We start from the raw sequence: 23605 nt of genomic DNA, 5'->3' as shown, positions 1-23605 counted from the left end.
GGACGGAACCTTGCCAGAAAGTTCCCGCGCGGGAAAGAACCTGTCGAATGCCGGGATCGGGCTCCTCGGTCACGAAGTGCTGGCGAGAGCGAACGGCAGCACCGCACGGGCTCCGGCCTGGCGGAGCAGGCGCGCGGACAACGTCATCGTCCACCCGGTGTCGATCAGGTCGTCGACCAGCAGGATCGGGCCCTCGGCCGCGGCGACCTCGGCGGCGAGCTCGTCGGGAAGACTGAGGCGTTTCCACAGATCGGCCAGCCGTTGGGCGCTGTTCGCCTGCCGCGGGGGCGGCCCCGCCGAGGCGATGGCGCCCAGGTACTCCAGGCGTCCGATCGAGGCCAGCTTCGTCGCCAGGCTGTGCACCAGCTGGGGCCGGGTGACGGAGGGAACCTCCACCACCGCGACCGGACGTTCCGTCCACTGCCAGCCCTTGAGTACCTCGATACAGGCCTGGAACACCGGATCGGGGAGTTCGGCGTCCGCCGCGGCCGGGCCGACGAGTTCGCGCAGCCGTGTGCCCCAGCCGACGTCGGTGACCCGGCCCACGACCTGGCCGGTTTCGGCCTGCTCGCCTGCCGGCAGCCGCCCGGAAAGCGGGACTTCCAGTCCGGCCATCCCGGTCGGCCACATCTTCCGCGGCGCGACCTCGACCCCCGGACGGCGGAGCCGTTGCCGGGTGGCATCGACGACGTCGTCGGAAATCGTGGTGTCCCAATGCTTTCCGGTGCAGTTGTCGCACCGCCCGCAGGGGGTGGCTTCGGGATCGTCGAGCTGCTTGCGCAGGAACTCCATCCGGCAGCCGGTGGTCTCCAGATACGCCAGCATGGCGTTCTGTTCGTTGGTCCGCGCCGCGCTCACCCGCGCATAGCGTTCCTTGTCGTAGCGCCACTCTTCGCCGGTGCCTTCCCAGCCGCCCTTCACCCGGCGCACGGCGCCGTCGACGTCCAGCACCTTCAGGACCATCTCCAGCCGAGAACGGGAGAGCTCGACGAACGGTTCGAGCGCCGGTGTCGACAGTGGACGGTCCGCGTACGCCAGCGCGTTGAGCACCTGGGTCACCCGCAGTTCGTCCGGGAACGCCAGCGAACCGAAGTACGCCCAGATGTCCTTGTCCTCGTGGCCCGGCAGCAGGATCACCTCGGCGCGATCGACGCCACGACCGGCACGGCCGACCTGCTGGTAATACGCGATGGGGGAGGACGGTGCGCCGAGATGGACGACGAAGCCCAGGTCCGGTTTGTCGAACCCCATGCCCAGCGCCGAAGTGGCCACCAGTGCCTTGACGTTGTTGTTCAGCAGATCGTCCTCGGACGCCTGCCGGTCCGCCGGGTCGGTCTTCCCGGTGTAGGCGGCGACCGGATAGCCGCGCTCGGTCAGCAGGCCGGCCACATCGTGTGCGGCCGCGACGGTGAGCGTGTAGATGATCCCGGATCCCGGCAGTTCCGCCAGGTGTTCGGCAAGCCAGGCGAGCCGGGCCTGCGACGTCGGCAGCTTGGCCACCGACAGATGCAGGCTTTCGCGGTCCAGGCTGCCACGCAGGACGAGGGTGTCGCCCCCGTTGCCGATGCCGAGCTGCTCGGCGACGTCGGTCGCCACGCGGTCGTTCGCGGTCGCGGTGGTGGCGAGGACGGGGACGCCGTCGGGCAGCTCCTTCAGCAGCGTCCGCAGCCGCCGGTAGTCCGGCCGGAAGTCGTGGCCCCAGTCCGAGATGCAGTGCGCCTCGTCGACCACGAGCAGGCCGGCCGTCGCGGTCAGCTTCGGGAGGACGGTGTCGCGGAAGTCCGGGTTGTTGAGCCGTTCCGGGCTGACGAGGAGGACGTCGCCCTCGCCCGCCGCGATCGCCGCCTGGACCTGATCCCACTCCTGCGGGTTCGCGGAGTTCATCGTCACCGCGCGGATACCCGCCCTCGCCGCCGCGGAGATCTGGTTGCGCATCAGCGCGAGCAGCGGCGAGATGATCACGGTCGGGCCGTTGCCGCGTTCCCGCAGCAACGCGGTGGCGAGGAAGTACACCGCGGACTTCCCCCAGCCGGTGCGCTGCACGACGAGTGCGCGACGGCTGTGCGCGACCAGCGCTTCGATGGCCGTCCACTGGTCGTCACGCAGGCGGGCGCCGTCGCCCGCCAACGACTGGAGGAGGGTCTCGGCGCGGTCCCGGAGAGTCGATGTGTCCACGTCCCCACCTCTACCCCATGCCACCGACGAAGTCGCGATCGGCATGTCGTGAACGGACCGTTCATCCATGGAACCGACTGTAATGTGACCCAGATCACCACCGGTCGGTGGGTCCGGCGACCCGCGCGTGAAGCCGTGCGCGCTGTATAGGCTCACGACCCATGTCACCACGCAGGATCGGGGTCATGGGCGGCACGTTCGACCCCATTCACCACGGGCACCTCGTCGCGGCCAGCGAAGTCCAGTCCCGGTTCGCGCTCGACGAGGTCATCTTCGTGCCCACCGGTCAGCCGTGGCAGAAGTCCGACAGAGTGGTCACCCGGGCCGAGGACCGCTACCTGATGACCGTGATCGCGACGGCGTCCAACCCCGTGTTCTCGGTCAGCCGCGTCGACATCGACCGCGTCGGGCAGACCTACACCGTCGACACCCTGCGCGACCTGCGCGCGGAGTATCCCGACGACCAGCTGTTCTTCATCACCGGCGCGGACGCGCTCGAACAGATCCTCACCTGGCGCAACGCCGACGAGCTGTTCGACCTGGCGCATTTCATCGGCGTCACCAGGCCCGGCTACCGGCTCAATTCGCAGCATCTGCCGAGCGGGAAGGTGAGCCTCGTCGAGGTGACCGCGATGGCGATCTCGTCGACCGCGTGCCGTGAGCGGGTCGAGGCCGGGGAGCCCGTCTGGTACCTCGTCCCCGACGGTGTGGTGCGCTACATCGCCAAAAAGGACCTCTATCGGAAAGACCGGGGTTCCCCACCGGGTACCCTCGTCGGGCGCACCCGCGAGTAAAACCATCTGTTTGAGGAGAACTGTGACAGCCACGTCCGAGGCACGAGAGCTGGCCGTAGCGGCCGCCCATGCGGCGGCGGACAAGAAGGCGAGCGACGTGGTCGTGCTGGACGTGTCCGACCAGCTGGTGATCACCGACGCCTTCGTCATCGCGTCCGCGCCCAACGAACGCCAGGTCGGCGCCATCGTCGACAACGTCGAGGAGCAGCTGCGGCTCGGCGGGCACAAGCCCGTCCGCCGTGAAGGCGCCCGCGAGGGCCGTTGGGTCCTGCTGGACTACGTCGACGTCGTCATCCACGTCCAGCACCAGGAGGAACGCTCCTTCTACGGTCTCGAGCGGCTCTGGAAGGACTGCCCGCGGATCGAGGTCGCTGGTCTGGCAGTGCCGGATCATCAGGACCCAGCCGAGGAGGACCCCGCCGACGCGCAAGGCGCCCCATGAGCCCGCGGCGGCTGGTGCTCTGGCGCCACGGTGAGACCGATTACAACGCGGCGGGCCGGATGCAGGGGCATCTGGACTCCGCGCTGACCCCGGTCGGCTGGAACCAGGCCAGGTTCGCCGTGCCCGCGCTCGCCCGGTTCTCGCCGGATCTGGTGATCGCCTCGGATCTGCGCCGCGCGACCGACACGGCCACCGTGCTCACGGAGGCCATCGGCGTCCCACTGCGGATCGACAAGCGTCTTCGGGAAACCCATCTGGGTGAATGGCAGGGCTTCACCGGCCAGCAGGTCGACGAGTCGTACCCGGGTGAACGCGCCCGCTGGCGTGTCGACGCGACGTGGGCCCCGCCCGGCGGCGAGTCGCGGGTGGACGTCGCCGCACGCGCGATGGAGGTCGTCGCGGACCTGGATCGGCCCAATTCCGACGCCGGCGACGCCGTGCTGCTCGCCACGCACGGTGGCCTGATCATCGCGCTGACCGCGAAACTGCTCGGTCTCCCGGTCACGTCCTGGCCGACGCTGGGCGGGATCGCGAACTGTCACTGGGTCGAGTTGACCCGGCGCGACGGCAACTGGCGGCTGGCCGCCTACAACGCGGGCATCACCGGCTGACCCATGGCCCCGCGCCTGCTGGTGTTCGGCGATTCCCTCAGCTTCCACGGCCCGGACGGCCCGCACGCCGCCGACGACGCGCGTCTGTGGCCCAACATCGCCGCCGAAGCGCTCGGTGGCGCCGCGGACCTCGTCGCCGGGTTCGGCTGGAATGCCCGTGACGCCTGGTGGTCGTTGATCGGTGACCCGCGTGTCTGGGCCGATCTCCATCACGTCGACGCCGTCGTGCTGGCCATCGGGAGCATGGACACCCTGCCCTCGCCGCTGCCCACCTACCTTCGCACCGGTCTCCGCTATCTGCGGCCCGACCCGCTGCGACGCGTGGTGCGCAAGGCGTACCTGGCCGCTCAGCCCCGGCTCGCGATCGCCCTCCGAGGCCGTCCGGTGGTCTTGCCGTCGAGGCTCACCGTCCAGTATCTCGACACCGCTGTCGGAGCCTTGCGCGCGCTGCGACCGGAACTGCCGATTTTCGGCATGCTGCCCTCCGTGCATCGATCCGACTCGTACGGCCGCGTCCACACCGCCCGCGCCGGTGCCGCCGCCGCCCTCGCCGACTGGGGCCGTCGCGCGGATGTCCCGCTTCTCGATCTCGAAGCCGTCGTCGGCGAACACGTGCTGAGCGGCCGGGGCAATCCGGACGGCATGCACTGGGGCTGGGAAGGACATGCCGCCGTCGGCACGGAAATGGCCCGCCTGATGGCCCCGGTGCTCCGCCCCGCGGCAACGTAGGCTGGCTGCCGTGTCGGTCGCCGTAGTCACGGATTCCACCGCCCACCTGCCGGAAGGCTTCGCCGAACGGAACGGGATCCGGGTGGTCCCGCTGCATGTCCTCGTGGACGGTGTCGTCTTCCTCGACGGCGTCGAAATGGGGCCCGCGGCCCTGGCCGAGGCGCTCGGCAAACGCAGTCTGGTGACGACGTCCCGGCCGACGCCCGCCGAATTCGTCAAGGAGTTCCGTGCGGCGCTGGCCGAGGGCGCGGACGCCGTCGTGTCGGTTCATCTGTCCCGGGAACTGTCCGGGACCTGGGAGGCGGCGGTGCTCGCCGCCCAGGAGGTCGGGCCGGACAAGGTGCGCGTGGTCGATTCACGCAGCACCGCGATGGGGCTCGGCTTCGCCGCCTTGCGAGCGGCGAGCGCCGCCGCGGCGGGGGCGGAACCGGCCGCAGTGGAGGCTGCGGCGGTCGACGCGGTGAGCCGCTCGGAAACCCTGTTCGCCGTCGAGACCCTCGAATACCTGCGCCGTGGCGGGCGGATCGGCCCGGCCGCCGCCCTGCTCGGCACCGCGCTCGCGGTGAAACCGGTGCTCCACATGTCCGAAGGCAGGATCCAGCCGCTGGAGAAGGTCCGGACGATGAATCGCGCCGTGGCTCGCCTGGTCGAGCTCGCCGTGAAGGCGGCCGAAGGCGGACTGGCCGACATCGCCGTCCATCACTTGGCTTCCCCGGAACGCGCCGTCGAATTGGCCAACCGGCTGGAGGAGTCCATCAGCTGCCCGGAGGGGTGCGTGGTTTCGGAGATCGGCGCGGTCATCGGGGCCCACACCGGCCCCGGTGTGCTCGGTGTCGTGATCCAGCGCGCGGGCTAGGGCAATCCGCCAGGGTCCCATACGGCACCGACGGAAACCGGTGATCAGGCCTCGGCTGGGGCCGAGTTGTCCACAACACCCCACTTGTCCACAGCCCCGGGATTTGCCACTGCCGCCCGCCATCCCCGCTCCGTAGCGTCGTTCACGTGTTCGACCAAACCGCCCGTCCATCGGGTCCCTCCGTCAACGCCAGGCTGGCGTGGCTGACCGCGCAGCTGTCGTCGCCCAGCCAGGGCCCGCCCGTGGGCAGGCTCGCCCGCCGCTGGGTGCCCGCCCGGTTCACGGCGGACGGGATCCCGGTGAACCGGCGGTGGCTCGCCGTGGCGGCCGTGCTGATCGCGGTGGCCGTGATCGTGACCGGCGCGATCGCCTTGTTCGGACACCGGCCAGGGGCGGAGACCGCGCCGCCCCTGCCGTCGGCGAAGGCCGCCGGAGACGCCCCCGCCGCCGCGGCGGCCAAGGCGCCTCTGGTGGTCAGCGTCGTCGGCCGGGTGCTCAAACCCGGCCTGGTCACGATCCCTCCGGGCGCACGGGTCGCCGATGCCCTCACGGCGGCCGGTGGGCCACAGCCCGGAACGGATCTGACCGGGGTGAACCTGGCCAGGCGGCTCACCGATGGCGAGCAGGTGGCCGTCGGCGTCCCCGTTCCGGCCGCGGCCGGAACGGCGGCACCGGTGGGGAAGCTCGACCTGAACATGGCCACGGCCGAGCAACTCGACACCCTGCCCGGGGTCGGCGAGGTGATGGCGAAGCGCATCGTCGACTGGCGGTCCGGGCATGGCGGGTTCACCAGTGTCGAGCAACTCCGTGAAGTAGAAGGGATCGGCGAATCTAAATTCAAGAAGGTCCGGGAATTGGTGTCCGTCGGATGAACCCGTCCGCCGATCCGTCCGAAGTGGACACCGCGTCGTGGCGAGGGCAGGACCTGCGGCTGGTACCGGCCGCGGCGACGGCCTGGCTCGGCACTCTTTCCGGGCTGCTGGGCGGCTGGTGGATCACGATGCTCTGCGGTGCGGCCGCCGTGGTGCTCGCGATCACCGCCGGTGTCCGTGCCCGCCGGACGGCGTCCCGGTGGGTGGTGGGCCTCGGCGCGCTCGCGGTCCTCGGCGTGCTCACCGCCGGTCCGGTGGCGCTGCGGATCCGGGCCGCCGAGCACGACGACCTCCGTGCCGCCGCCGCACGGGGGAGCGAAGTCACCACGAGGGTGGTGGTCACCGAGCGGCCACGTCCGGTCCGCGGTGCCGGATACGCCGATCGCCGGGCAGGCACCCGCCTGGTGGTCATCGCCGCGACGGTGGACACCGTGGTGACGGGTGAGCGGGTGGTGGATTCGGCCGGCCGGATCCTCCTGCTCGCTCCCGCCGAGGGGTGGACGGACCTGCTGCCCGGGCAGCAGGTCACCGCTTCCGGGCGGCTCGCACCGGCGAAGGGGGCCGAGCTCACGGTCGCGGTCCTCTCGGTGCGAGGTCCGCCGTCGGCCCTCGGACCGGCGCCCTGGTGGCAGCGAGCCGCGGAATCGCTGCGCACCGGGCTCCGGGAATTGTGCGCCGTCCTCCCGGAGGAGCAGGCCGGTCTGGTGCCCGGACTGGTCGTGGGGGACACGAGCACGTTGTCCCCGAGGGTCGAACGCGAGTTCACGGACTCCGGCATGTCCCACCTGATGGCCGTGAGCGGTGGGAACATGGCGATCGTCTGTGGCTCGATCCTTCTCCTGCTGAGGGTGCTCCGGGTCGGGCCGCGGACGTCCGCCGCCGCGGCCGCCGCGGGGCTCGCCGGGTTCGTGGTCCTCGCCGGGCCCGCGCCCAGCGTGCTCCGCGCCGGGGTGATGGGGGCGGTCGGGCTGCTGGCGCTGGCCTTGGGGCGCCGGGGTTCGGCGCTGCCCGCGCTGGCGTTCGCGGTCGCCGGGCTCGTCGTGGCCGATCCGGCCATGGCCGCGGACTTCGGGTTCGCGCTTTCGGTGCTGGCCACGGCCGGGCTCGTCCTGCTGGCACCGCGGTGGGCCGAGTGGCTGGTCGGACGCGGAGTTCCGGCAGGCTACGCCGAGGGGCTGACCATCCCGCTGGCCGCGTTCGTGGTGACGACGCCGGTCATCGCGGGCATGGCGGGATCGGTCAGTCTCGTCTCGGTGGTGACCAACGTGCTCGCCGCGCCGGTGGTCGCCCCGGCCACCGTGTTCGGCGTGCTCGCCACCGTCGTCGGACCGTGGTGGCCGTCGGCGGGCAGGCTGCTGGTCCGCCTGACCGAACCCGAGGCGAGCTGGCTCATCACCGTGGCCCGCCACGGCGCCCGGGCGCCGGGTGCGGTCGTGGACTGGCCGGATGGCTGGTGGGGTGGGCTGCTGGCGGCCGGCCTGCTCGTCGTGGTGCTCGTCGTCGTCCGGCTGCGCCACGCCAGGATCTTGCTGGCGGTTGCGCTGGCCGCCGGTCTGCTCGTCTTCGTACCGGTGCGGGTGCTGGCACCGGCCTGGCCACCGGCGTCGTGGAGCGCCGTCGCCTGCGACGTCGGACAGGGGGATGCCGTAGCCCTCGCCACGGGCGAGCCAGGCAGAGCGGTCCTGGTCGACACCGGGCCGGAACCGGGACCGGTCGACGAATGCCTGCGCAGGCTCGGCGTGGATCGTGTTCCGTTGATCGTGTTGAGTCATCTGCACGCCGACCACATCGGCGGCCTCGAATCCGTCTTCGAGGGCCGGTCGGTCGGTGCGGTCGCCGTCGGCCCGGGCCGGGCTCCCGCCTGGGCGTGGCAACAGGTCGCGGACGAGACCGCACGCCGCGGGATTCCCTTGCTGGAGCTGGGGATCGGGCAGCGGCTGGACTGGCCGGGGCTGTCGCTCGACGTACTGGGGCCGCGGTATGTCACCCGGCGTTCGGTCCTCGAACAGGACGGCACGGTGATCAACAACGGTTCGGTCGTCCTGCGCGCCGGGACCCCGGCGGGCAGGCTTCTGCTGACGGGCGACGTCGAGCTCGCCGCGCAGGCCGACCTGATGGCCGAGGGTGCCGATCTGCAAGCCGAGATCCTGAAAGTCCCGCATCACGGAAGCCGTTACACGGCACCGGATTTCCTCAACGCCGTCGCACCGAGGGTGGCGTTGGTGAGTGTCGGGGCCGGAAACACCTACGGCCATCCGAACAAGTCCACTTTGGACAATCTGGCCACGGTCGGCGCGTCGATCGCCAGAACGGACACTGACGGCGACACCGCGGTCGTCGCCGACGCGCGGGGACTTGCCTTGCTGCGCCGGGGTGAGCCCCGCGGCCCGCCTCGTTCTTGAGGCGGGCCGGGCGGGAACTCAGTGCCTGTCGGTGAATCCGCGCCGCGATCGACGTCGACAGGACGCGATCTGGTTGAACACGTCCTTATGGGCGGTCAGGGCGTCCTGCCACCGCGATAGCGGGCCTTCGACCAGGGCGGGTTCACGCGTTATGTCCTGTTGGCGAACCCGTCCTCAGCTCCGCCAACAGGTCTCAGATGCCGAGTGCTTCGCGGACCGCGTCGGCTGAGGCGCTGACGGTGGCCTTCGGGCCGATCTTGCCCTCGACGGCATCGAGGGTCTTCAGGCCGTCACCGGTGATCAGCAGGACGATCTCCTCGTCCGGGTTGAGCTTGCCGGTCTCGATGAGCTTCTTGGCCGTCGCGACGGTGACCCCACCGGCGGTCTCGGTGAAGACGCCCTCGGTGCGGGCGAGCAGCCGGATGCCCTCGACGACCTCTTCGTCGGTGACGTCTTCGATCGCGCCGCCGGTGCGGTTGACCACGTCGAGGACGTAGGGGCCGTCGGCCGGGTTGCCGATCGCGAGCGACCGGGCGATCGTGTCCGGCTTGACCGGCTGGACGACGTCGTGGCCCGCACGGAAGGCCGCCGAGACGGGGGAGCAGCCGGTGGCCTGCGCGCCGAACACCTTGTACGGCGTCTCGTCGACGAGACCGAGCTGCCCGAACTCGCGGAAACCCTTGTCCACCTTGGTGAGCTGGGAACCGGAGGCGATCGGGACCACGATCTGGGAGGGGAGCCGCCAGCCGAGCTGTTCGGCGACCTCGAAGGCCAGCGTCTTGGAGCCTTCGGAGTAGTAGGGCCGGACGTTCACGTTGACGAACGCCCAGCTCTCCTGCTCGGCGGCGAGCTGGGTGGCGAGCCGGTTCACGTCGTCGTAGTTGCCGTCGACCGCGATCAGGTCGCCGTCGTACACGGCGGTGGTGAGGATCTTCGCGCGCTCGAGGGTCTTCGGGATCAGCACGACCGACCGCCAGCCGGCGCGGGCCGCCGCGGCGGCGACGGCGTTGGCCAGGTTGCCGGTCGACGGACAGGCGAGCACGTCGAAGCCGAATTCGCGGGCGGCGGCCAGCGCGACGGCGACCACACGGTCCTTGAACGAGTGCGTGGGGTTGCCGGTGTCGTCCTTGACCCAGACCTTCTTGACGCCCAAGGCTTTCGCGAGCCTGTCGGCCTGGATGAGCCGGGTGGCGCCGGGTTCGGTGTTGGGGATTTCTTCGACGTTCGACGGAACGGGAAGGAGTTTCTTGTAGCGCCAGATGTTCTTCGGTCCGGCTTCGATGTCCTCGCGGCGCACGCGGCCGAAGTCGTAGGCGACTTCGAGCGGCGAGAAGTCCTCGGCGGAAACGAATTCGGGGGCGAGCGGCTGCCGGTGTCCCTCTTCCTTCGACACCAGTTCGACGGCCGGTCCGAGATCCGGGGTCTTGGTGGTGGAGGTCGTGCCGAGGGTTGCGGTCATCGCGAGGTCCTTTCCTCATCTGCCCCGCCGTGGCGGGCCGGAATTGGCACCGTGTTCGTCAGCTATCCCGCGATCGCGGAATGACAGGCTGACGCCGGTTGCCGGGGCTTCGTCGGGCCGTTCCCTCTGCCCCTCTGGATGAGCGGTATTCGATTGTCGGCACGCGTGTCATCGCGTCGCCTCGCCAACACCGTACGACATGAGCCTCAGGTGGGGCCACCGTGCCCGGAACACATCACCGGACAAAGCACACGAGAGGACGAGTGGCAGGATCGTCACCGTGACGACGCAAGCTTCCGCCCCATCGCCGCTGGTCCTGGTTCTCGGTGAGGAAGAGCTGCTGATCGAACGCGCGGTCCGCGGCGCTTCGGATGCGGCCAAAGCCGCCGATCCGACGGCGGATCTCACCCGGATCCGGGTGTCGGACCTCACAGTCCCGGCGCTCGCGGAGATGGTCAGCCCCTCGCTGTTCGCGGAAGGCAGGGTGATCGTCCTCGAATCGGCGCAGGACATTTCGCAGGAGCTCGCCGACGGGGTGATGGCCTACGTCAAGGCGCCCGCCGACGGCATCGTGCTCGTCGTCGTGCACAGCGGAGGCGGTCGGAGCAAGGCCGCGAAGGCGCTCCCCGCCGCCTTGAAGAAGGCAGGGGCGGAGGTCGTCGAATGCCCGAAACTGACCAAGGCCGCTGAGCGGGAATCCTTTGTCCGCAACGAGGTCCGCCGGGTCGGCGGGAAGATCGACGGTGCGGCCGTGCTCGCGCTGATCGACGCGGTCGGCTCGGATCTGCGTGAGTTGTCGTCGGCCGCGACCCAGCTCGTCGCGGACGCGGGCGGAACGGTCGACGAGCAGGCGGTCCGCCGCTACCACCGGGGCCGCGCGGACGTGAACGGATTCGCCGTCGCCGAAAAGGCCGTCGCCGGTGACAAGGCCGCGGCGCTCGAATCGCTGCGCTGGGCGATGCAACTGGGCGTGCCGCACGTGCTGGTCGCCGACGCTCTCGCCGACGCGGTCCGGACGATCGCGCGGGTGTCCGGCGCCGGTCGCGGGAACCCGAACCAGATGGCCGGCGAGCTGGGGATGCCGCCGTGGAAGGTGCGCAAGGCGCAGGGGCAGGCCCGAGGCTGGGGTCAGGACGGTCTGGCCACCGCGATGCGGGTGGTCGCCCGGCTCAACGCCGAGGTCAAGGGGGTCGCGGCCAACCCGGAGTACGCGTTGGAACGCGCCGTGCTTGAGGTCGTCGACGCCCACGGTACAAGCCGCTGAACATGGCGAAGGGCCCCGGCGACGTGAGTCGCCGGGGCCCTTCGAAAGCCGATCAGAGAGAGTTCGCGCGCTTCGCGAGCGCGGACTTCTTGTTGGCGGCCTGGTTGGCGTGGAGAACGCCCTTGGTCACAGCCTTGTCCATCTTCTTGGCCGCGTCCTTCTGCAGCTCCAGGGCCTTGGCCTTGTCGCCGGCGTCGGCTGCCTCGCGGAACTTGCGGATCGCGGTCTTCACCGAGGACCGGATCGCCTGGTTGCGCTGACGCGCCTTCTCGTTGGTGGTGATGCGCTTGATCTGCGACTTGATGTTGGCCACGGGGGCGCTCCTCTTGAATCTCTCGGTGGTTTCGCCGCCGCGCTGTGACCGGCCCTGCATGCTCGTGAGAGCGGCGCGGGTTTCCTCCATGACGGAATGCCACACGACGGTGAGAGGCAATCTTAACAGCCGCCCCGGGGCCGCTCACGGCCGCCTGGGGAGGGGGATTGCGGTACGGTGAAGATCGTAGTGCCTAGGGTTCCGCCGCCTGCCCGTTCAGCGAAACACATAATCAGGGCAGAGGGGACAGGTCCGAGCGGCACCATCGGCGGGGCCGGAAGCGCTGCCGTTCATCTGACGGGACAAAAGCCTGGAGGACCGGTGTTTTCCGCATGCGCGGAAAACGGGAAGGTCCGCCGTGAACGCCACCGCTCTGTCCTTGGTCGTCATCGCCGCAGTCATCCACGCGGGCTGGAATCTGGCAGCCAAGCGGATCCGCCGTGGCGGAGCCCGGTTCGTCTGGGCCTACTACAGCCTCTCCGCGATCCTTCTCGTACCCGTCATGGCGGTCTCACTGGCGGTGGAGCCGCAACGTCCACAGTGGACCTGGCTGTTCGCGGCCGTGGTTACGGCGGTGTTCCACGTCACCTACGGGATCGTCCTCCAACGGGGTTACGCCGTCGGCGATCTGTCCGTCGTCTATCCCGTCGCCCGCGGTACCGGGCCGCTGCTCTCGGTGCTCGCGGCCGTCGTGCTGCTCGGCGAGCGGCCAGGGGTGCTCGGCCTGATCGGCGCGTTCCTCGTGATCGCCGGCGTGCTGGTCATCGGTACCGGACGCGCACCGGCGCATGCCGACGCCGCCGATCGCGTCGCTCGCCGCAAAGGCGTGGCCTACGGACTGCTGACCGGGGTCACGATCGCCGCCTACACACTGTGGGACGCGCATTCGGTCACCGGCCTCGGTGTCCCGCCGATCATCTATTTCGGAACCGGTGCGATCGTGCAGAGCCTGCTCATGGCGCCGTACGCGCTGAAGGACCGCGAGGAGGTCGCGTGGCTGTGGCGCGAGCACAAGCGCGAAATCCTCATCGTCGGCCTGCTCTCACCGGTCGCCTACCTGCTGGTCCTCTACGCCCTCCAGATCGCTCCGGTGAGCCTCATCGCACCCGCGCGCGAACTGAGCATCGTCCTGGGCGGCCTCGCCGCCTGGCTGGTACTGGGGGAGGCGAACGCCGTCCGCAGGCTGGCCGGGTCGGCGGTGGTGCTGGCCGGGATCACCGCGATTGCGATGGCCTGAACCCGTCCGGTAGGGATGGGGTCATGGACGTGCTGAGCAGCAGGGTGCTGATCCACCCGAAGGACCTCGAGGTGTCGACGGCGTTCTATCGGGACACCCTGGGCTTGGCGATCGACAAGGAGTTCCCCGGCGGGACGGTGTTCTTCGCCGGGAACGGGTCGATCGAGATCGTCGGTACCGGGGAGACCGGCCCGACCCCTGACGTCGCCTTGTGGCTCCAGGTCCGGGATCTGTCCGCGGCGCTCGCGGAGCTCGCGGCGAAGGGCTTGGAACCGGTCCGCGGGGCGCGTCGTGAACCCTGGGGGCTGGACGAAGCGTGGATCGCCGATCCGGACGGCACCAGGATCGTGCTGGTCGAGGTGCCGCGTGAGCATCCGTTGCGCACCGACCCGCGTTAGGACCGCGGCTTGATCGCGCGCAGCTGAGCGGCGAGCGAGGCGCCGAAGCCCGGCGGGTCCCAGGTCCAGGTCTGCAGGTCGGTGAAGCCGGCGGCGGCCGCTTCGTCGGCCAGCTCGTGCCGGGACACCGGCAGCCACTTCTCGTGCGAAGACAGCAGCAGCCTGCCGCCGGGCCGCAGCACGCGGAACAGCTCGGCGAAACCGGCCGCCCGGTCTTCCCACAGCTGCACGTTGTTGACGCTCAGGATCACGTCGACGCTCTCGTCGGGCTCACCGGTGGACTCCGCGGCGCCGCGCCGTAGCTCGACCTTGTCGCCGCAGCGGCGACGGGAGCGGGCGAGCATCTCCGGAGAGGGGTCGACGCCGACCGCACGGTCCGCGCGTTCGGCCGCGGCCTGGAGGCCGACTCCTGGGCCGGGGCCGACGACCAGCGCGGTTTCGCCGGACTCGATCGACGCCAGTTCAACGATGCGAAGTTCGGTGGCGGCGTTGCCGTGCGCCATCGCCAGGCCGCCGAACCGGCCGAGCAGTCCCCTGGGATGGCCGAACGTGCGATCGAGCATTTGGGACAGTGAAGTACTCATACTTCGAGGGCACCACAGCTCACCACGGGCCGCATCGGGGATGACCCCCACCCGCACCCGGAGCGGCATGGGACCATAGAGGTGGCACACCCCGACCTTCGCGAGGAAACCCGTTGACGACGTTCGCCGACACGACCTTCACGCCCCCGGAGCTCATCCGGAACTTCTGCATCATCGCGCACATCGACCACGGCAAGTCGACCCTGGCCGACCGGATGCTGCAGCTCACCGGCGTGGTCGAGGAACGGGCCATGCGGGCTCAGTACCTCGATCGAATGGACATCGAGCGGGAACGCGGGATCACCATCAAGGCGCAGAACGTGCGCCTGCCCTGGAAGGTCGACGGGCAGGACCACGTCCTGCACATGATCGACACGCCGGGCCACGTCGACTTCACCTACGAGGTCTCCCGCGCGCTCGAGGCGTGTGAAGGCGCCGTCCTGCTGGTCGACGCCGCGCAGGGGATCGAGGCGCAGACGCTCGCCAACCTGTACCTCGCGCTGGAGAACAACCTCCAGATCATCCCGGTGCTCAACAAGATCGACCTGCCGTCGGCGGATCCGGACAAGTACGCCGCCGAGCTCGCGCACATCATCGGCTGCGAGCCCTCGGACGTGCTGCGTGTGTCGGCCAAGACCGGCGTCGGCGTCGGTGACCTGCTCGACGCGGTGGTGAAGCAGGTGCCCGCGCCGGAGGGTGACGCCGATGCTCCGGCACGGGCGATGATCTTCGACTCGGTGTACGACACCTACCGGGGCGTCGTCACCTACATCAGGGTCGTCGACGGCAAGATCACGCCGCGCGAGCGGATCAAGATGATGTCCACCGGCGCGACCCACGAGCTCCTCGAGGTCGGGATCATCTCGCCGGAGCCCAAGCCCAGCAAGGGGCTGGGCGTCGGCGAGGTGGGCTATCTCATCACCGGGGTGAAGGACGTCCGGCAGTCGAAGGTCGGTGACACCGTCACCTCCGAGCGCCAGGGCGCGAAGGAGCCGCTCGCCGGCTACCGCGAGCCGAAGCCGATGGTCTATTCCGGCCTGTACCCGGTGGACGGGTCGGACTACCCGGACCTGCGCGAGGCCTTGGACAAGCTCCAGCTCAACGACGCCGCGCTGGACTACGAGCCCGAGACGTCGGTGGCGCTCGGCTTCGGCTTCCGCTGCGGCTTCCTCGGCCTGCTGCACCTGGAGATCACCCGCGACCGGCTGGAGCGCGAGTTCGGCCTCGACCTGATCTCCACCGCGCCGAACGTGGTCTACGACGTGGTGCTGGACGACGGCAAGGAGATCCACGTCACCAACCCGTCGGACTGGCCGACCGGGAACAAGATCGACAAGGTGCTCGAACCGGTCAGCAAGGTGAGCATCCTGGCGCCGTCGGAGTTCATCGGCACGATCATGGAGCTGTGCCAGAACAAGCGTGGCGTGCTGCTCGGCATGGACTACCTGTCCGAGGACCGGGTCGAACTGCGCTACAACCTGCCGTTGGGCGAGATCATCTTCGACTTCTTCGACACGCTGAAGTCGCGGACGCGCGGATACGCGTCGCTGGACTACGAAGAGGCCGGCGCGCAGGCGGCGGATCTGGTCAAGGTGGACATCCTGCTTCAGGGCGAGGGCGTCGACGCCTTCTCCGCGATCGTGCACAAGGACGACGCCTACAACTACGGCAACCGCATGGTGAACCGGCTTCGCGAGCTGATCCCGCGGCAGAACTTCGAGGTGCCGATCCAGGCCGCCATCGGCGCCCGCATCATCGCCCGCGAGACCATTCGCGCGATCCGCAAGGACGTGCTCGCGAAGTGCTACGGCGGTGACATCTCGCGTAAGCGCAAGCTGCTGGAAAAGCAGAAGGAAGGCAAGAAGCGGATGAAGACCGTCGGCCGGGTCGAGGTCCCGCAGGAAGCCTTCGTCGCCGCGCTGTCCACAGAGGACTCAGGCAAGAAGAAGCAGTAACGGCAGACGAAAAGGCCGCCCGGGGCACGATCCGGGCGGCCTTTTCGTGTCAGCGGTTCCCGCTGATGCGGTTCGCCGTGACGAAGACGGCGACGCGGCGTTCGGCGGCCATCACGCGGTCGTACTCGTCCCAGTCGTCGTGGGTCCCGGTCGCCGCGATGAACACCTCGCGCAGCAGCCCGGGGAGCCCGCTCGGGTCGAAGTCCGGGTCCGGGTCGTCCGGGCCGATGAGGTGGACGGTCCCCTGGACCGCCGCCCATTCCCAGCCGCGGCGGAAGGTGATCGTGGCGTGGCCCGCCCGGCGGAAGAGGTCGAGCTTCTTCGCCCCGCCCACCGCGACGAAACCGACCCCCGGCGCTTTCGTGACCGGGTCTTCGATCACCCCGGCGTTCACGACCGACGAGTGCACGGTGCCGTCCGCGCGGACGGTCGAGACGGTCGTGAGTCCGTTTTCGCGCAAGGAAAGAGTGCGGACGAGTTCGAGATCAGCGGCCATGGAACCACCGTAGCCCGCCCGGCCGGTGCAAGGGGCCGAGCGGGCGAGCGGAGGGCTCAGCAGGCTCCGTTGTCGCGCCAGACGCCCCATTGGCCGCCCGCGCCGGGTTCTTCGCCCTGCGTCCACCACTGTGCCGTCCATTTGTGCCCGTTGTGGGAGACGGTGGCCCCGCCGGTGTACACGGAAGCGCGGTCCCACGCCGGGAGTGAACAGGTGCCCGGGTTGCCGGATCCCGTTTCCCAAGGCACCTGGCTCGACGCGTAGTAGCCGATGCCCTGTGCCTGCCAGCGCGGAGCCTGTGCGCCGAGGCGTACCCGGAAGGCGTTCCAGTCGTGGGTCGCCCACGGAGACCAGCCGAGTTCGGCGTGCGCCGGGAGCCGCGGGAAGGCGAGGTAGTCGATGTTCGCCGGGGTTACCACGGTTTCGGTCCACAGCGGGGATTCGACGCCGCGGACGGCGGATTCGGGGACACCGGAGAGGTAGGCGCCCGGGTTCCAGTTGTAGGCGTCCTGGACCTCGATGTAGCCCGCCCACGAGAGCCCGATCGGCGTGCTGGAGTTGTACTTCATGTCCAGGTACGCCTTGTTCGCCGGCGACAGGATCACCTTGCTGCCGCGGGCGACGGCGTTCGAAACCTCAGTGCTGGAGGTCGTCGTGCCCCAGAATTGCGGGGTGGCCGTGGCCGGCAGGGTGGCCTTGCCGATCTCGTGCCAGCCGACGACCTGTTTGCCCGCGGCCGCCACCATCGGCAGCACCCGGTTCATGAACGTGCGGTAGTCCGCGTCGCTGGTGGCCTGGGCTTCGTCGCCGCCGAGGTGGAAGTAGGGCCCGGGGGTCAGTGCGGCGATCTCCCGGATGACGTCGTTGACGAAGGTGTAGGTGACTTCCTTCGAGATGCAGAGCGAGCTGTAGCCGACGGCGGTGTCGGTGCGCAGCGGGGGAGCGGTGTTGTTGCAGTTCAGTTCGGCGTACGACGCCAGGGCGGCGTTGGTGTGCCCGGGCATGTCGATCTCCGGGATGACCGTGATGAACCGCGAAGCCGCGTAGTTCACGATCTCCGTGTACTGGGTCTTGGTGTAGTAGCCACCGGCGCCCCCGCCGACCTGGGTGCTGCCGCCGTAAGTGGCCAGCCGCGGCCAGCTGTCGATCTGGATGCGCCAGCCCTGGTCGTCGGCCAGGTGCAGGTGCAGATTGTTGATCTTGTACTGGGCCAGTTGGTCGATGTAGCGCTTGACCGTGGCGACCGGGTGGAAGTGCCGGGCGACGTCGAGCATCGCGCCGCGGTAGCCGAAGCGCGGGTAGTCCAGGATGTCGGCGCCCGGGATCGTCCAGGGGCCTTGCTGCACCGTGGAGCTTTCGATCTTGCCGGGCAGCAACTGCCGCAGTGTCTGTACGCCGCCGAAGAGGCCTTGCGCCGTCGTCGCGCGGAGGACGACGGAAGTGGACGTCGAGTTCAGTTGGTAGCCCTGGTCGCCGACGCGGGCATCGGCGCCGGACAGCAGGAGCGAGATGCCGTCGGTGGGTGTGCCCGACGGCGCGTCGGAGACGGGCAGGGGGAAGCCGGTGGAGGTGCGGAAGACCCCGGCGAGGTACTCGCCGACGGCTTTGGCCTGCGCCGAGCCGGCCTGGGTGTAGATCCTGGTGTTCGCGGTCAGGGCGTGGTCGGATCCGGTGACCGCTCGGGCCGAGACCGGGACCGGGACGATCGCCTGCAGCGGCGGGGTGGCCGCGTCGGCGACGGGGGCGGCTGCGGTGGTGACGCCGGCGAGCAGCGTCACCCCGACGACGGCGCGGGTCAGCCGCGCTCTCAAGGTCTTCACCGGGGCCTCCAAGGGGACAGGGAACGTGACCCGCGTCACGGCCGGTTCAGATCGTCGCACTTTCTGCGTTAAAGGTCTAGACCACCCTGGGCGATCCTTGGAGTGACTCGAACGTCACATACCGTGTCGCCGCCAGGGGACTATCGTCGGATTCGTGTTCGAGGATCTGCGTTTTCCCGTGATCGCGGCCCCGATGGCGGGCGGGCCGACCACTCCCGAGCTCGTGGCCGCGGTGACCGCGGCGGGCGGATTCGGCTTCCTGGCCGGGGGCTATCTGAGCGCCGACGTCCTCGCGGACCGGATCGCGAAGACCGCCGAACTCACCAGTGAGCCGTTCGGCGTGAACCTCTTCGTCCCTGGTGACGCCGCAGAGGCTGATCTCGGCGGCCACATCGAGCGCTGGCGCGCGGAGGCCGAACGCCACGGCGTCGAGCCCGGCGAGCCGAGCTGGGATGACGACGCCTATGGCGCGAAGCTCGAGGTCGTTCTGGAGCGGAAGGTTCCGGTCGTTTCCTTCACCTTCGGCACGCCCTCGCCCGAAGACGTGGAACGCTTGCACGCCAACGGGAGCAAGGTGGCCGTCACTGTCACCAGCCCGGCGGAAGCCGATCAGGCGGTGGCGGTCGGCGCGGACGTGCTCGTGGTCCAGGGATTCGAGGCCGGAGCGCATCGCGGGCTCTTCGCTGACGAGCCCGGAGCTGAAGGCGGGGGAGCGCAGTACGGCGTACTCAGCCTGCTTCGCCTGGTCTCCGCGCGGACGGACCTGCCGCTCGTCGCGACCGGCGGGCTCGTGCACGGTGCCGACATCGCGGCGGTGCTGGCGGCGGGTGCCGTCGCGGCGCAGCTGGGCACGGCGTTCCTGCGGGCGGACGAGGCAGGGACGCAGCCCGCGCATCGGCAGGCGCTCGCGGACGGGGGCAGGCCGACGGCGTTCACCCGGGCGTTCAGCGGGCGTCCCGCCCGGTCGCTGGTCAACCGCGCGGTCACGGACTTCTCGGCCACGGCGCCGTCGGCGTATCCGCAGGTCAACAACCTGACCAAACCGATCCGCGCGGCGGCGGGCAAGGCGGGCGACCCCGAGATCATGTCCCTCTACGCGGGGCAGACCTACGAACTCGCGGGCTCCGGCCCGGCGGCGTCGATCGTCGAACGCCTCCAGACCGAAGCCCGCGAAGCCGCTACGCGTTTGAGTCGTCTCCGCTGACCTGCTTCGCGTCACCATTGTTCGCGTTCATCGCGGAGTGACGGCGGCTGTAGGCGAAGTAGATGATCAGGCCGAGGCCGAACCAGGCCGCGAACCGCAGCCAGGTGTGGTAGTTCAGGAACGTGATCAGCCAGATCGAGAAGACGATGCCGATGATCGGCACGACCGGCATGCCCGGGGTCTTGAACGTCCGCGGCAGGTCCGGCTGCTTGTAGCGCAGCACGATCACCGCGACGCAGACGACGACGAACGCGAGCAGGATGCCGATGTTCGTCAGTTCCGCGGCCTCACCGATGGGCAGCAGCCCGGCGATGATCGCCGAGGCGATGCCGAGCACCCAGGTCATCCGGCTCGGCACCTTGCGCACCGGGTGGGTCTTGCTGAACCACTTCGGCAGCAGGCCGTCGCGGCTCATCGAGTAGCCGACGCGGCTTGCGCCCATGAGGAAGGTGAACAGCACGGTGGTGATACCGATGATCGCGCCGACCGCGATGATCAGGCCGAGCCACTTCATCCCGACGCCCGCGAAGGCGCTGGAGAAGGCGGCTTCGCCGTCGATGTCCTTGTAGTTGACCATCCCGGTCAGGACCAGGCAGGCCAGCACGTAGAGCACCATCGAGATGGCGAGCGAGTAGATGATCGCCTTCGGCATGTGCTTCTGGGAGTCGGTCGATTCCTCGGCCGCGGTGGACATGGCGTCGTAGCCGAAAACGGCGAAGAAGACCGTCGCGGCTCCGGCGAACGCGCCGCTGAGGCCGAACGGGAAGAAGTTCGAGTAGTTGTCGGTGTTGATGTGGAAGACACCGACGACGATCACCAGCAGGACCAGGCCGACCTTCAGGTAGACCAGCAGCGTCTCGAACCGGGCGGCGTTCTTCATGCCCTGGTTGAGGATGAAGGCGATCAACAGGCACAGCAGGACGGCGAACAGGTTGATCTTGTAGGAGCCTGCCGCGACGTCGCCCTTTTCGGTGCCGGGGGCGCCCAGCATCCAGACCGGGAGGTTGATGTCGAGGTAGCCCAGTAGCTCGTTGAAGTAGCCGGAGATGCCGATCGCGACCACCGCGACGATCGCGGTGTACTCCAGCAGGAGATCCCAGCCGATGAACCAGCCGACGATCTCGCCCAGCACGGTGTACCCGTAGGTGTACGCGGATCCGGCGCGGGGGATCAGCCCGGCGAACTCGGCGTAGGAGAACGCGGCGGCGGCGCTGGCGATGCCCGCGATGAGGAAGGAGATGAGCACGGCGGGGCCGGCCTTCTCGTTCGCGACCGCGCCGGCCAGGGAGAAGATCCCCGCGCCGATGATGCCGCCGACCCCGATCGCGGTCAGCTGGCGCAGGCCCAGCGTGCGCTGGAGCCCACCGCCGCCGTCACTGAGTTCTTGGATCTGCTCGATCGGTTTGCGTCGGAATATCCCGGATCCCGAGCCCAGGCTGCGCGGTGCGGACATCGTCGTCTCCCAACAGTTGGTGCTTTTCGGACTGGGTCACAGTCCGAGAGGCACCGTAGCGGGAGTCGGGACATCGCACCTATCCGGCGACGGTGTCCTCGCTCACTTCGGCGGCGACGCGGGCGGCGATCTTGGACGGCCTGGACGCGCTGGCGGAGAAGTAGGTGAGCAGTTCCGAGATCTCGACGGGGTCGTCCAGCTGGGGGCAGTGGCCCCAGTCCTCGCGCACCATCAGCCTGCTGTGCGGGACCAGCGCGTGCAGCTGCCGTCCGGAGGCGGCGCTGACCAGTTTGTCCTTGCCACAGACGACCACCAGGAGCGGGACGCGGATCTCTTCGAGCCGGTACGCGTCCGCCAGCTCTTCGACCAGTTGCCGCGCCTGTTCGAGCCGGGTGGTGGTGGAGCGGTAGTCCGGGAACAGCGAGGTGAACCGGCGCACCTGCTCGGCGTCCGCGGCCGTCGCGTTGGCGTACAGCAGCCGGGGGACGACCTGCTCGGCGACGGCGCGCACGAGGAAGCCGGGGATCGGCAGCGGGAGAGCCGAGTACATCCGAAGCGGCAGCGGATAGCGGGCCACGGTGCGGATGAGCCAGCTGTCCACGAAACCGGGCGCGGCGATCGAGACCACGCCAGCGACCGGGAGCCGGTGGTTCTCCGCGGCGCGCAGGCTCATCGTGCCGCCGAGCGAGTTGCCGGCGAGCACCACCGTGCCGAGGACGGCCTGTTCCTTGATCACGGCCGCGGTGAACGCGTCCAGCTGCGGCAACATCGAGCCCGGCCGCAATGGCTGAGCGTCACCGAACCCGGGTAGATCGACCGCGACCGCCGGAACACCGGCGGCCGCGAGCAGCTCCAGAACCGGGCGCCAGGTGTCGGCGCTGTCGCAATAGCCGTGCAGCAGCACCAGTCGCGGCGCCGTCGGCTTGGCGTGCGCGCGTGCTGCGGCCCGCTTGCCGAGCACTCGCCGGGGAGCGCGGTCGGCCGATTCCACCGGCTGTGGCCCGACTTCGAGCACTCTGGTGCGAACGCCGGCGTAGCGCCTGAACGAGACGCGGATCGGGTCGGTGTCCGTGGTGGTCCGGCCCCCGGGGTCCGCCGGTTCGGGCCGCTGCGATGCGGTCATCGTTCCAGGCTAACCGCGAGAGGTCGGATTTTGGTCGAACTTTGGTCGTGAAAAGCTCCCTGAGTCATAACGTTCTTGACACTTGACAAGACTACGAAATGACTGTTTGACCTGGGAGGAACGCGCGGACGTGCGCTTGTGTGCGCGCTTGATCACCGCGAGGGGGAGCGCTCACCCCTCCGATCAATGCGTGAAGACCACCTTGCCGGAAGTTTCCCCGCGGAGCATGTTCTCAAACCCGGTTTCGGCTTCCGCGAACGGCAACTCGGCGCCGATCTGCGGGCGCACCCCGGTGAGCTCCAGGTAGGCGAGGAGATCGGTCAGTTCGTCCCTGGTCCCCATCGTCGAACCCGCGATACGCAGTTGCAGAAAGAACACGCGCTGCAACTCCGCGTGAGCGTCCGGGCCGCTGGTCGACCCCGAAACAACGATGATCCCGCCCGGTTTGAGCGACTTCACCGAATGGGACCAGGTCGCCTTCCCGACGGTTTCGAAGACCGCGTCGACCCGCTCCGGCAGCCGCGCGCCGGACTCAAAGGTCTGATGTGCGCCCAGGCTCTCGGCCAGCGCACGCTTCTCCTCGCTACGCCCGGTCACCCAAACCCGGAACCCGGCCGCACGCCCGAGTTGCACGAGCGCGGTCGAGACGCCGCCGGAGGCGCCCTGGACGAGCATCGTCTGCCCCGGCCGCAGCCCGGACTTCACGAACAGCATCCGGTACGCGGTCAGCCACGCCGTGCCCATGGTCGCGGCTTCCGCGAAGGTCAGGCCCGACGGCTTCGGCACGACGTTGCGGGCAGGAACCACGACCTGGTCGGCGAAGGTGCCCTGGTGCTTCTCGGTGAGGAGGGTGCGTTTCGGGTCGAGGGTGTCGTCGCCCTGCCAGCCCGGGGCGTTGATCACCGAGTGGATGACGACCTCGGTGCCGTCGTCGAGGGTGCCCGCGCCGTCGCAGCCAAGGATCATCGGGAACTGCTCGGGTTTGATGCCGACGCCGCGCAGCGTCCACAGGTCGTGCATGTTGAGGCTGGCGGCCTTGACGTCGACCCGCACCCAGCCTTCGGGCACGTCGGGTTCGGGTCGCTCGCCGGTCACGAGCGAGTCCAGCGGCTTTTCGGCGTTGGGTTCGGAAGCGTAAACGGCGAACATGCCAGCAACCTACATGGCCTGACGGGCGGTGGCAGTGGGTGCGAGCGTAGGCTCACACTCGTGTTCAACGGGCTTGCAGACTGGTGGGACGGCGTCGAGTTGTGGCTCGCGCAGGCCCCGTTTCCCGTGCAGTTCGTGCTGGTCATGGCGGTCGTCGTACCGCTGTGCCTGGTCGCCGCTTGGGTGCTCGACTCGGTCTTCGGCAAGGTCGCCCGGCTCTTCGGTACGGCCCGCGATGCGAACGACTCCGACCGGTCCTCCTAAGCTGG

General features: G+C 69.4%; 22 protein-coding genes and 1 riboswitch. Of the genes, 13 read left to right on the top strand and 9 right to left on the bottom strand.

Annotation, left to right across the window (positions count from 1 at the left end; all coding sequences use genetic code 11):
- Positions 1 to 69 precede the first annotated feature (69 nt).
- Positions 70 to 2175 (bottom strand): RecQ family ATP-dependent DNA helicase, encoded by a 2106-nt coding sequence (locus DL991_RS20340; RefSeq protein ID WP_125785922.1) that lies wholly within the window; start codon positions 2173 to 2175, stop codon positions 70 to 72.
- Positions 2176 to 2336: 161 nt separating this feature from the next.
- On the opposite strand from DL991_RS20340, the gene nadD reads away from it, so the two are divergent.
- From nadD to DL991_RS20305, 7 genes are all read left to right on the top strand, one after another.
- Complete coding sequence (gene nadD / locus DL991_RS20335; RefSeq protein ID WP_125785921.1) at positions 2337 to 2969, top strand: nicotinate-nucleotide adenylyltransferase; 633 nt, start codon at positions 2337 to 2339, stop codon at positions 2967 to 2969.
- A gap of 22 nt (positions 2970 to 2991) precedes the next feature.
- Positions 2992 to 3411 carry a ribosome silencing factor gene (rsfS, locus tag DL991_RS20330; RefSeq protein ID WP_125785920.1) on the top strand — a complete coding sequence of 140 codons (420 nt, stop codon included), beginning with the start codon at positions 2992 to 2994 and terminating at the stop codon, positions 3409 to 3411.
- Complete coding sequence (locus DL991_RS20325; protein ID WP_125785919.1) at positions 3408 to 4022, top strand: histidine phosphatase family protein; 615 nt, start codon at positions 3408 to 3410, stop codon at positions 4020 to 4022. The genes rsfS and DL991_RS20325 overlap by 4 nt, the downstream gene beginning before the upstream one ends.
- A gap of 3 nt (positions 4023 to 4025) precedes the next feature.
- Positions 4026 to 4751, top strand: coding sequence for a diglucosylglycerate octanoyltransferase (gene octT / locus DL991_RS20320; protein WP_125785918.1), 726 nt, complete (start codon positions 4026 to 4028; stop codon positions 4749 to 4751).
- A 10-nt stretch (positions 4752 to 4761) separates the two neighbouring features.
- Positions 4762 to 5607: a DegV family protein gene (locus DL991_RS20315; RefSeq protein ID WP_125785917.1), complete on the top strand. Its 846-nt coding sequence runs from the start codon at positions 4762 to 4764 to the stop codon at positions 5605 to 5607.
- Between the two features lie 146 nt (positions 5608 to 5753).
- Positions 5754 to 6479: a ComEA family DNA-binding protein gene (locus tag DL991_RS20310; protein WP_125785916.1), complete on the top strand. Its 726-nt coding sequence runs from the start codon at positions 5754 to 5756 to the stop codon at positions 6477 to 6479.
- The gene (locus tag DL991_RS20305) at positions 6476 to 8881 is read left to right on the top strand and encodes a ComEC/Rec2 family competence protein (RefSeq protein ID WP_125785915.1); all 2406 of its coding nucleotides are present in this window, start codon (positions 6476 to 6478) and stop codon (positions 8879 to 8881) included. The genes DL991_RS20310 and DL991_RS20305 overlap by 4 nt, the downstream gene beginning before the upstream one ends.
- Positions 8882 to 9074: 193 nt before the next feature.
- Here DL991_RS20305 and thrC read toward each other — a convergent pair whose 3' ends face one another.
- On the bottom strand, positions 9075 to 10340 hold the full coding sequence (thrC, locus tag DL991_RS20300; protein WP_125785914.1) for a threonine synthase: 1266 nt from the start codon (positions 10338 to 10340) through the stop codon (positions 9075 to 9077).
- Positions 10341 to 10352: 12 nt separating this feature from the next.
- Positions 10353 to 10485, bottom strand: a riboswitch (SAM riboswitch).
- Positions 10486 to 10620: 135 nt separating this feature from the next.
- Here thrC and holA point away from each other — a divergent pair.
- Positions 10621 to 11604 (top strand): DNA polymerase III subunit delta, encoded by a 984-nt coding sequence (holA, locus tag DL991_RS20295; RefSeq protein WP_125785913.1) that lies wholly within the window; start codon positions 10621 to 10623, stop codon positions 11602 to 11604.
- A gap of 52 nt (positions 11605 to 11656) precedes the next feature.
- Here the strand turns inward: holA and rpsT are convergent, their stop codons facing one another.
- Positions 11657 to 11917 (bottom strand): 30S ribosomal protein S20, encoded by a 261-nt coding sequence (rpsT, locus tag DL991_RS20290; RefSeq protein WP_125786046.1) that lies wholly within the window; start codon positions 11915 to 11917, stop codon positions 11657 to 11659.
- Between the two features lie 358 nt (positions 11918 to 12275).
- On the opposite strand from rpsT, the gene DL991_RS20285 reads away from it, so the two are divergent.
- Positions 12276 to 13154: an EamA family transporter gene (locus tag DL991_RS20285; protein WP_125785912.1), complete on the top strand. Its 879-nt coding sequence runs from the start codon at positions 12276 to 12278 to the stop codon at positions 13152 to 13154.
- A gap of 23 nt (positions 13155 to 13177) precedes the next feature.
- Complete coding sequence (locus DL991_RS20280; protein ID WP_125785911.1) at positions 13178 to 13552, top strand: VOC family protein; 375 nt, start codon at positions 13178 to 13180, stop codon at positions 13550 to 13552.
- Here the strand turns inward: DL991_RS20280 and DL991_RS20275 are convergent.
- Positions 13549 to 14136 (bottom strand): class I SAM-dependent methyltransferase, encoded by a 588-nt coding sequence (locus DL991_RS20275; protein ID WP_125785910.1) that lies wholly within the window; start codon positions 14134 to 14136, stop codon positions 13549 to 13551. The genes DL991_RS20280 and DL991_RS20275 overlap by 4 nt on opposite strands.
- 113 nt (positions 14137 to 14249) lie before the next feature.
- On the opposite strand from DL991_RS20275, the gene lepA reads away from it, so the two are divergent.
- Positions 14250 to 16091, top strand: a complete 1842-nt coding sequence (gene lepA, locus DL991_RS20270) for a translation elongation factor 4 (protein WP_125785909.1) — start codon at positions 14250 to 14252, stop codon at positions 16089 to 16091.
- A 49-nt stretch (positions 16092 to 16140) separates the two neighbouring features.
- Here lepA and DL991_RS20265 read toward each other — a convergent pair whose 3' ends face one another.
- Positions 16141 to 16587, bottom strand: coding sequence for a pyridoxamine 5'-phosphate oxidase (locus tag DL991_RS20265; protein ID WP_125785908.1), 447 nt, complete (start codon positions 16585 to 16587; stop codon positions 16141 to 16143).
- A 56-nt stretch (positions 16588 to 16643) separates the two neighbouring features.
- Positions 16644 to 18407, bottom strand: coding sequence for a family 20 glycosylhydrolase (locus DL991_RS20260; RefSeq protein ID WP_305016695.1), 1764 nt, complete (start codon positions 18405 to 18407; stop codon positions 16644 to 16646).
- A gap of 154 nt (positions 18408 to 18561) precedes the next feature.
- Between DL991_RS20260 and DL991_RS20255 the strand changes: the two genes are divergently transcribed.
- The gene (locus DL991_RS20255) at positions 18562 to 19611 is read left to right on the top strand and encodes a nitronate monooxygenase (RefSeq protein WP_125785907.1); all 1050 of its coding nucleotides are present in this window, start codon (positions 18562 to 18564) and stop codon (positions 19609 to 19611) included.
- Here DL991_RS20255 and DL991_RS20250 read toward each other — a convergent pair.
- The 3 genes from DL991_RS20250 to DL991_RS20240 form a co-directional block, all read right to left on the bottom strand.
- Positions 19586 to 21064: an amino acid permease gene (locus DL991_RS20250; RefSeq protein ID WP_125785906.1), complete on the bottom strand. Its 1479-nt coding sequence runs from the start codon at positions 21062 to 21064 to the stop codon at positions 19586 to 19588. The genes DL991_RS20255 and DL991_RS20250 overlap by 26 nt on opposite strands.
- Before the next feature lie 79 nt (positions 21065 to 21143).
- Entirely contained in the window at positions 21144 to 22187 is a 1044-nt protein-coding gene (locus tag DL991_RS20245) for an alpha/beta hydrolase (protein ID WP_125785905.1), read from the bottom strand.
- Between the two features lie 183 nt (positions 22188 to 22370).
- A complete protein-coding gene (locus DL991_RS20240; RefSeq protein WP_125785904.1) occupies positions 22371 to 23336 on the bottom strand; it encodes a zinc-binding dehydrogenase in 966 nt (321 codons plus the stop codon).
- 60 nt (positions 23337 to 23396) lie between these two features.
- Here DL991_RS20240 and DL991_RS20235 point away from each other — a divergent pair, with 60 nt between their 5' ends.
- Positions 23397 to 23600, top strand: coding sequence for a CDP-alcohol phosphatidyltransferase family protein (locus DL991_RS20235; protein WP_125785903.1), 204 nt, complete (start codon positions 23397 to 23399; stop codon positions 23598 to 23600).
- Positions 23601 to 23605 lie beyond the last annotated feature (5 nt).

This window comes from Amycolatopsis sp. WAC 01375, assembly GCF_003947325.1.
Lineage (GTDB): Bacteria > Actinomycetota > Actinomycetes > Mycobacteriales > Pseudonocardiaceae > Amycolatopsis.
The sequence above is the reverse complement of the archived record's forward strand: the minus strand, read 5'-3'. Positions and strand labels throughout refer to the sequence as shown.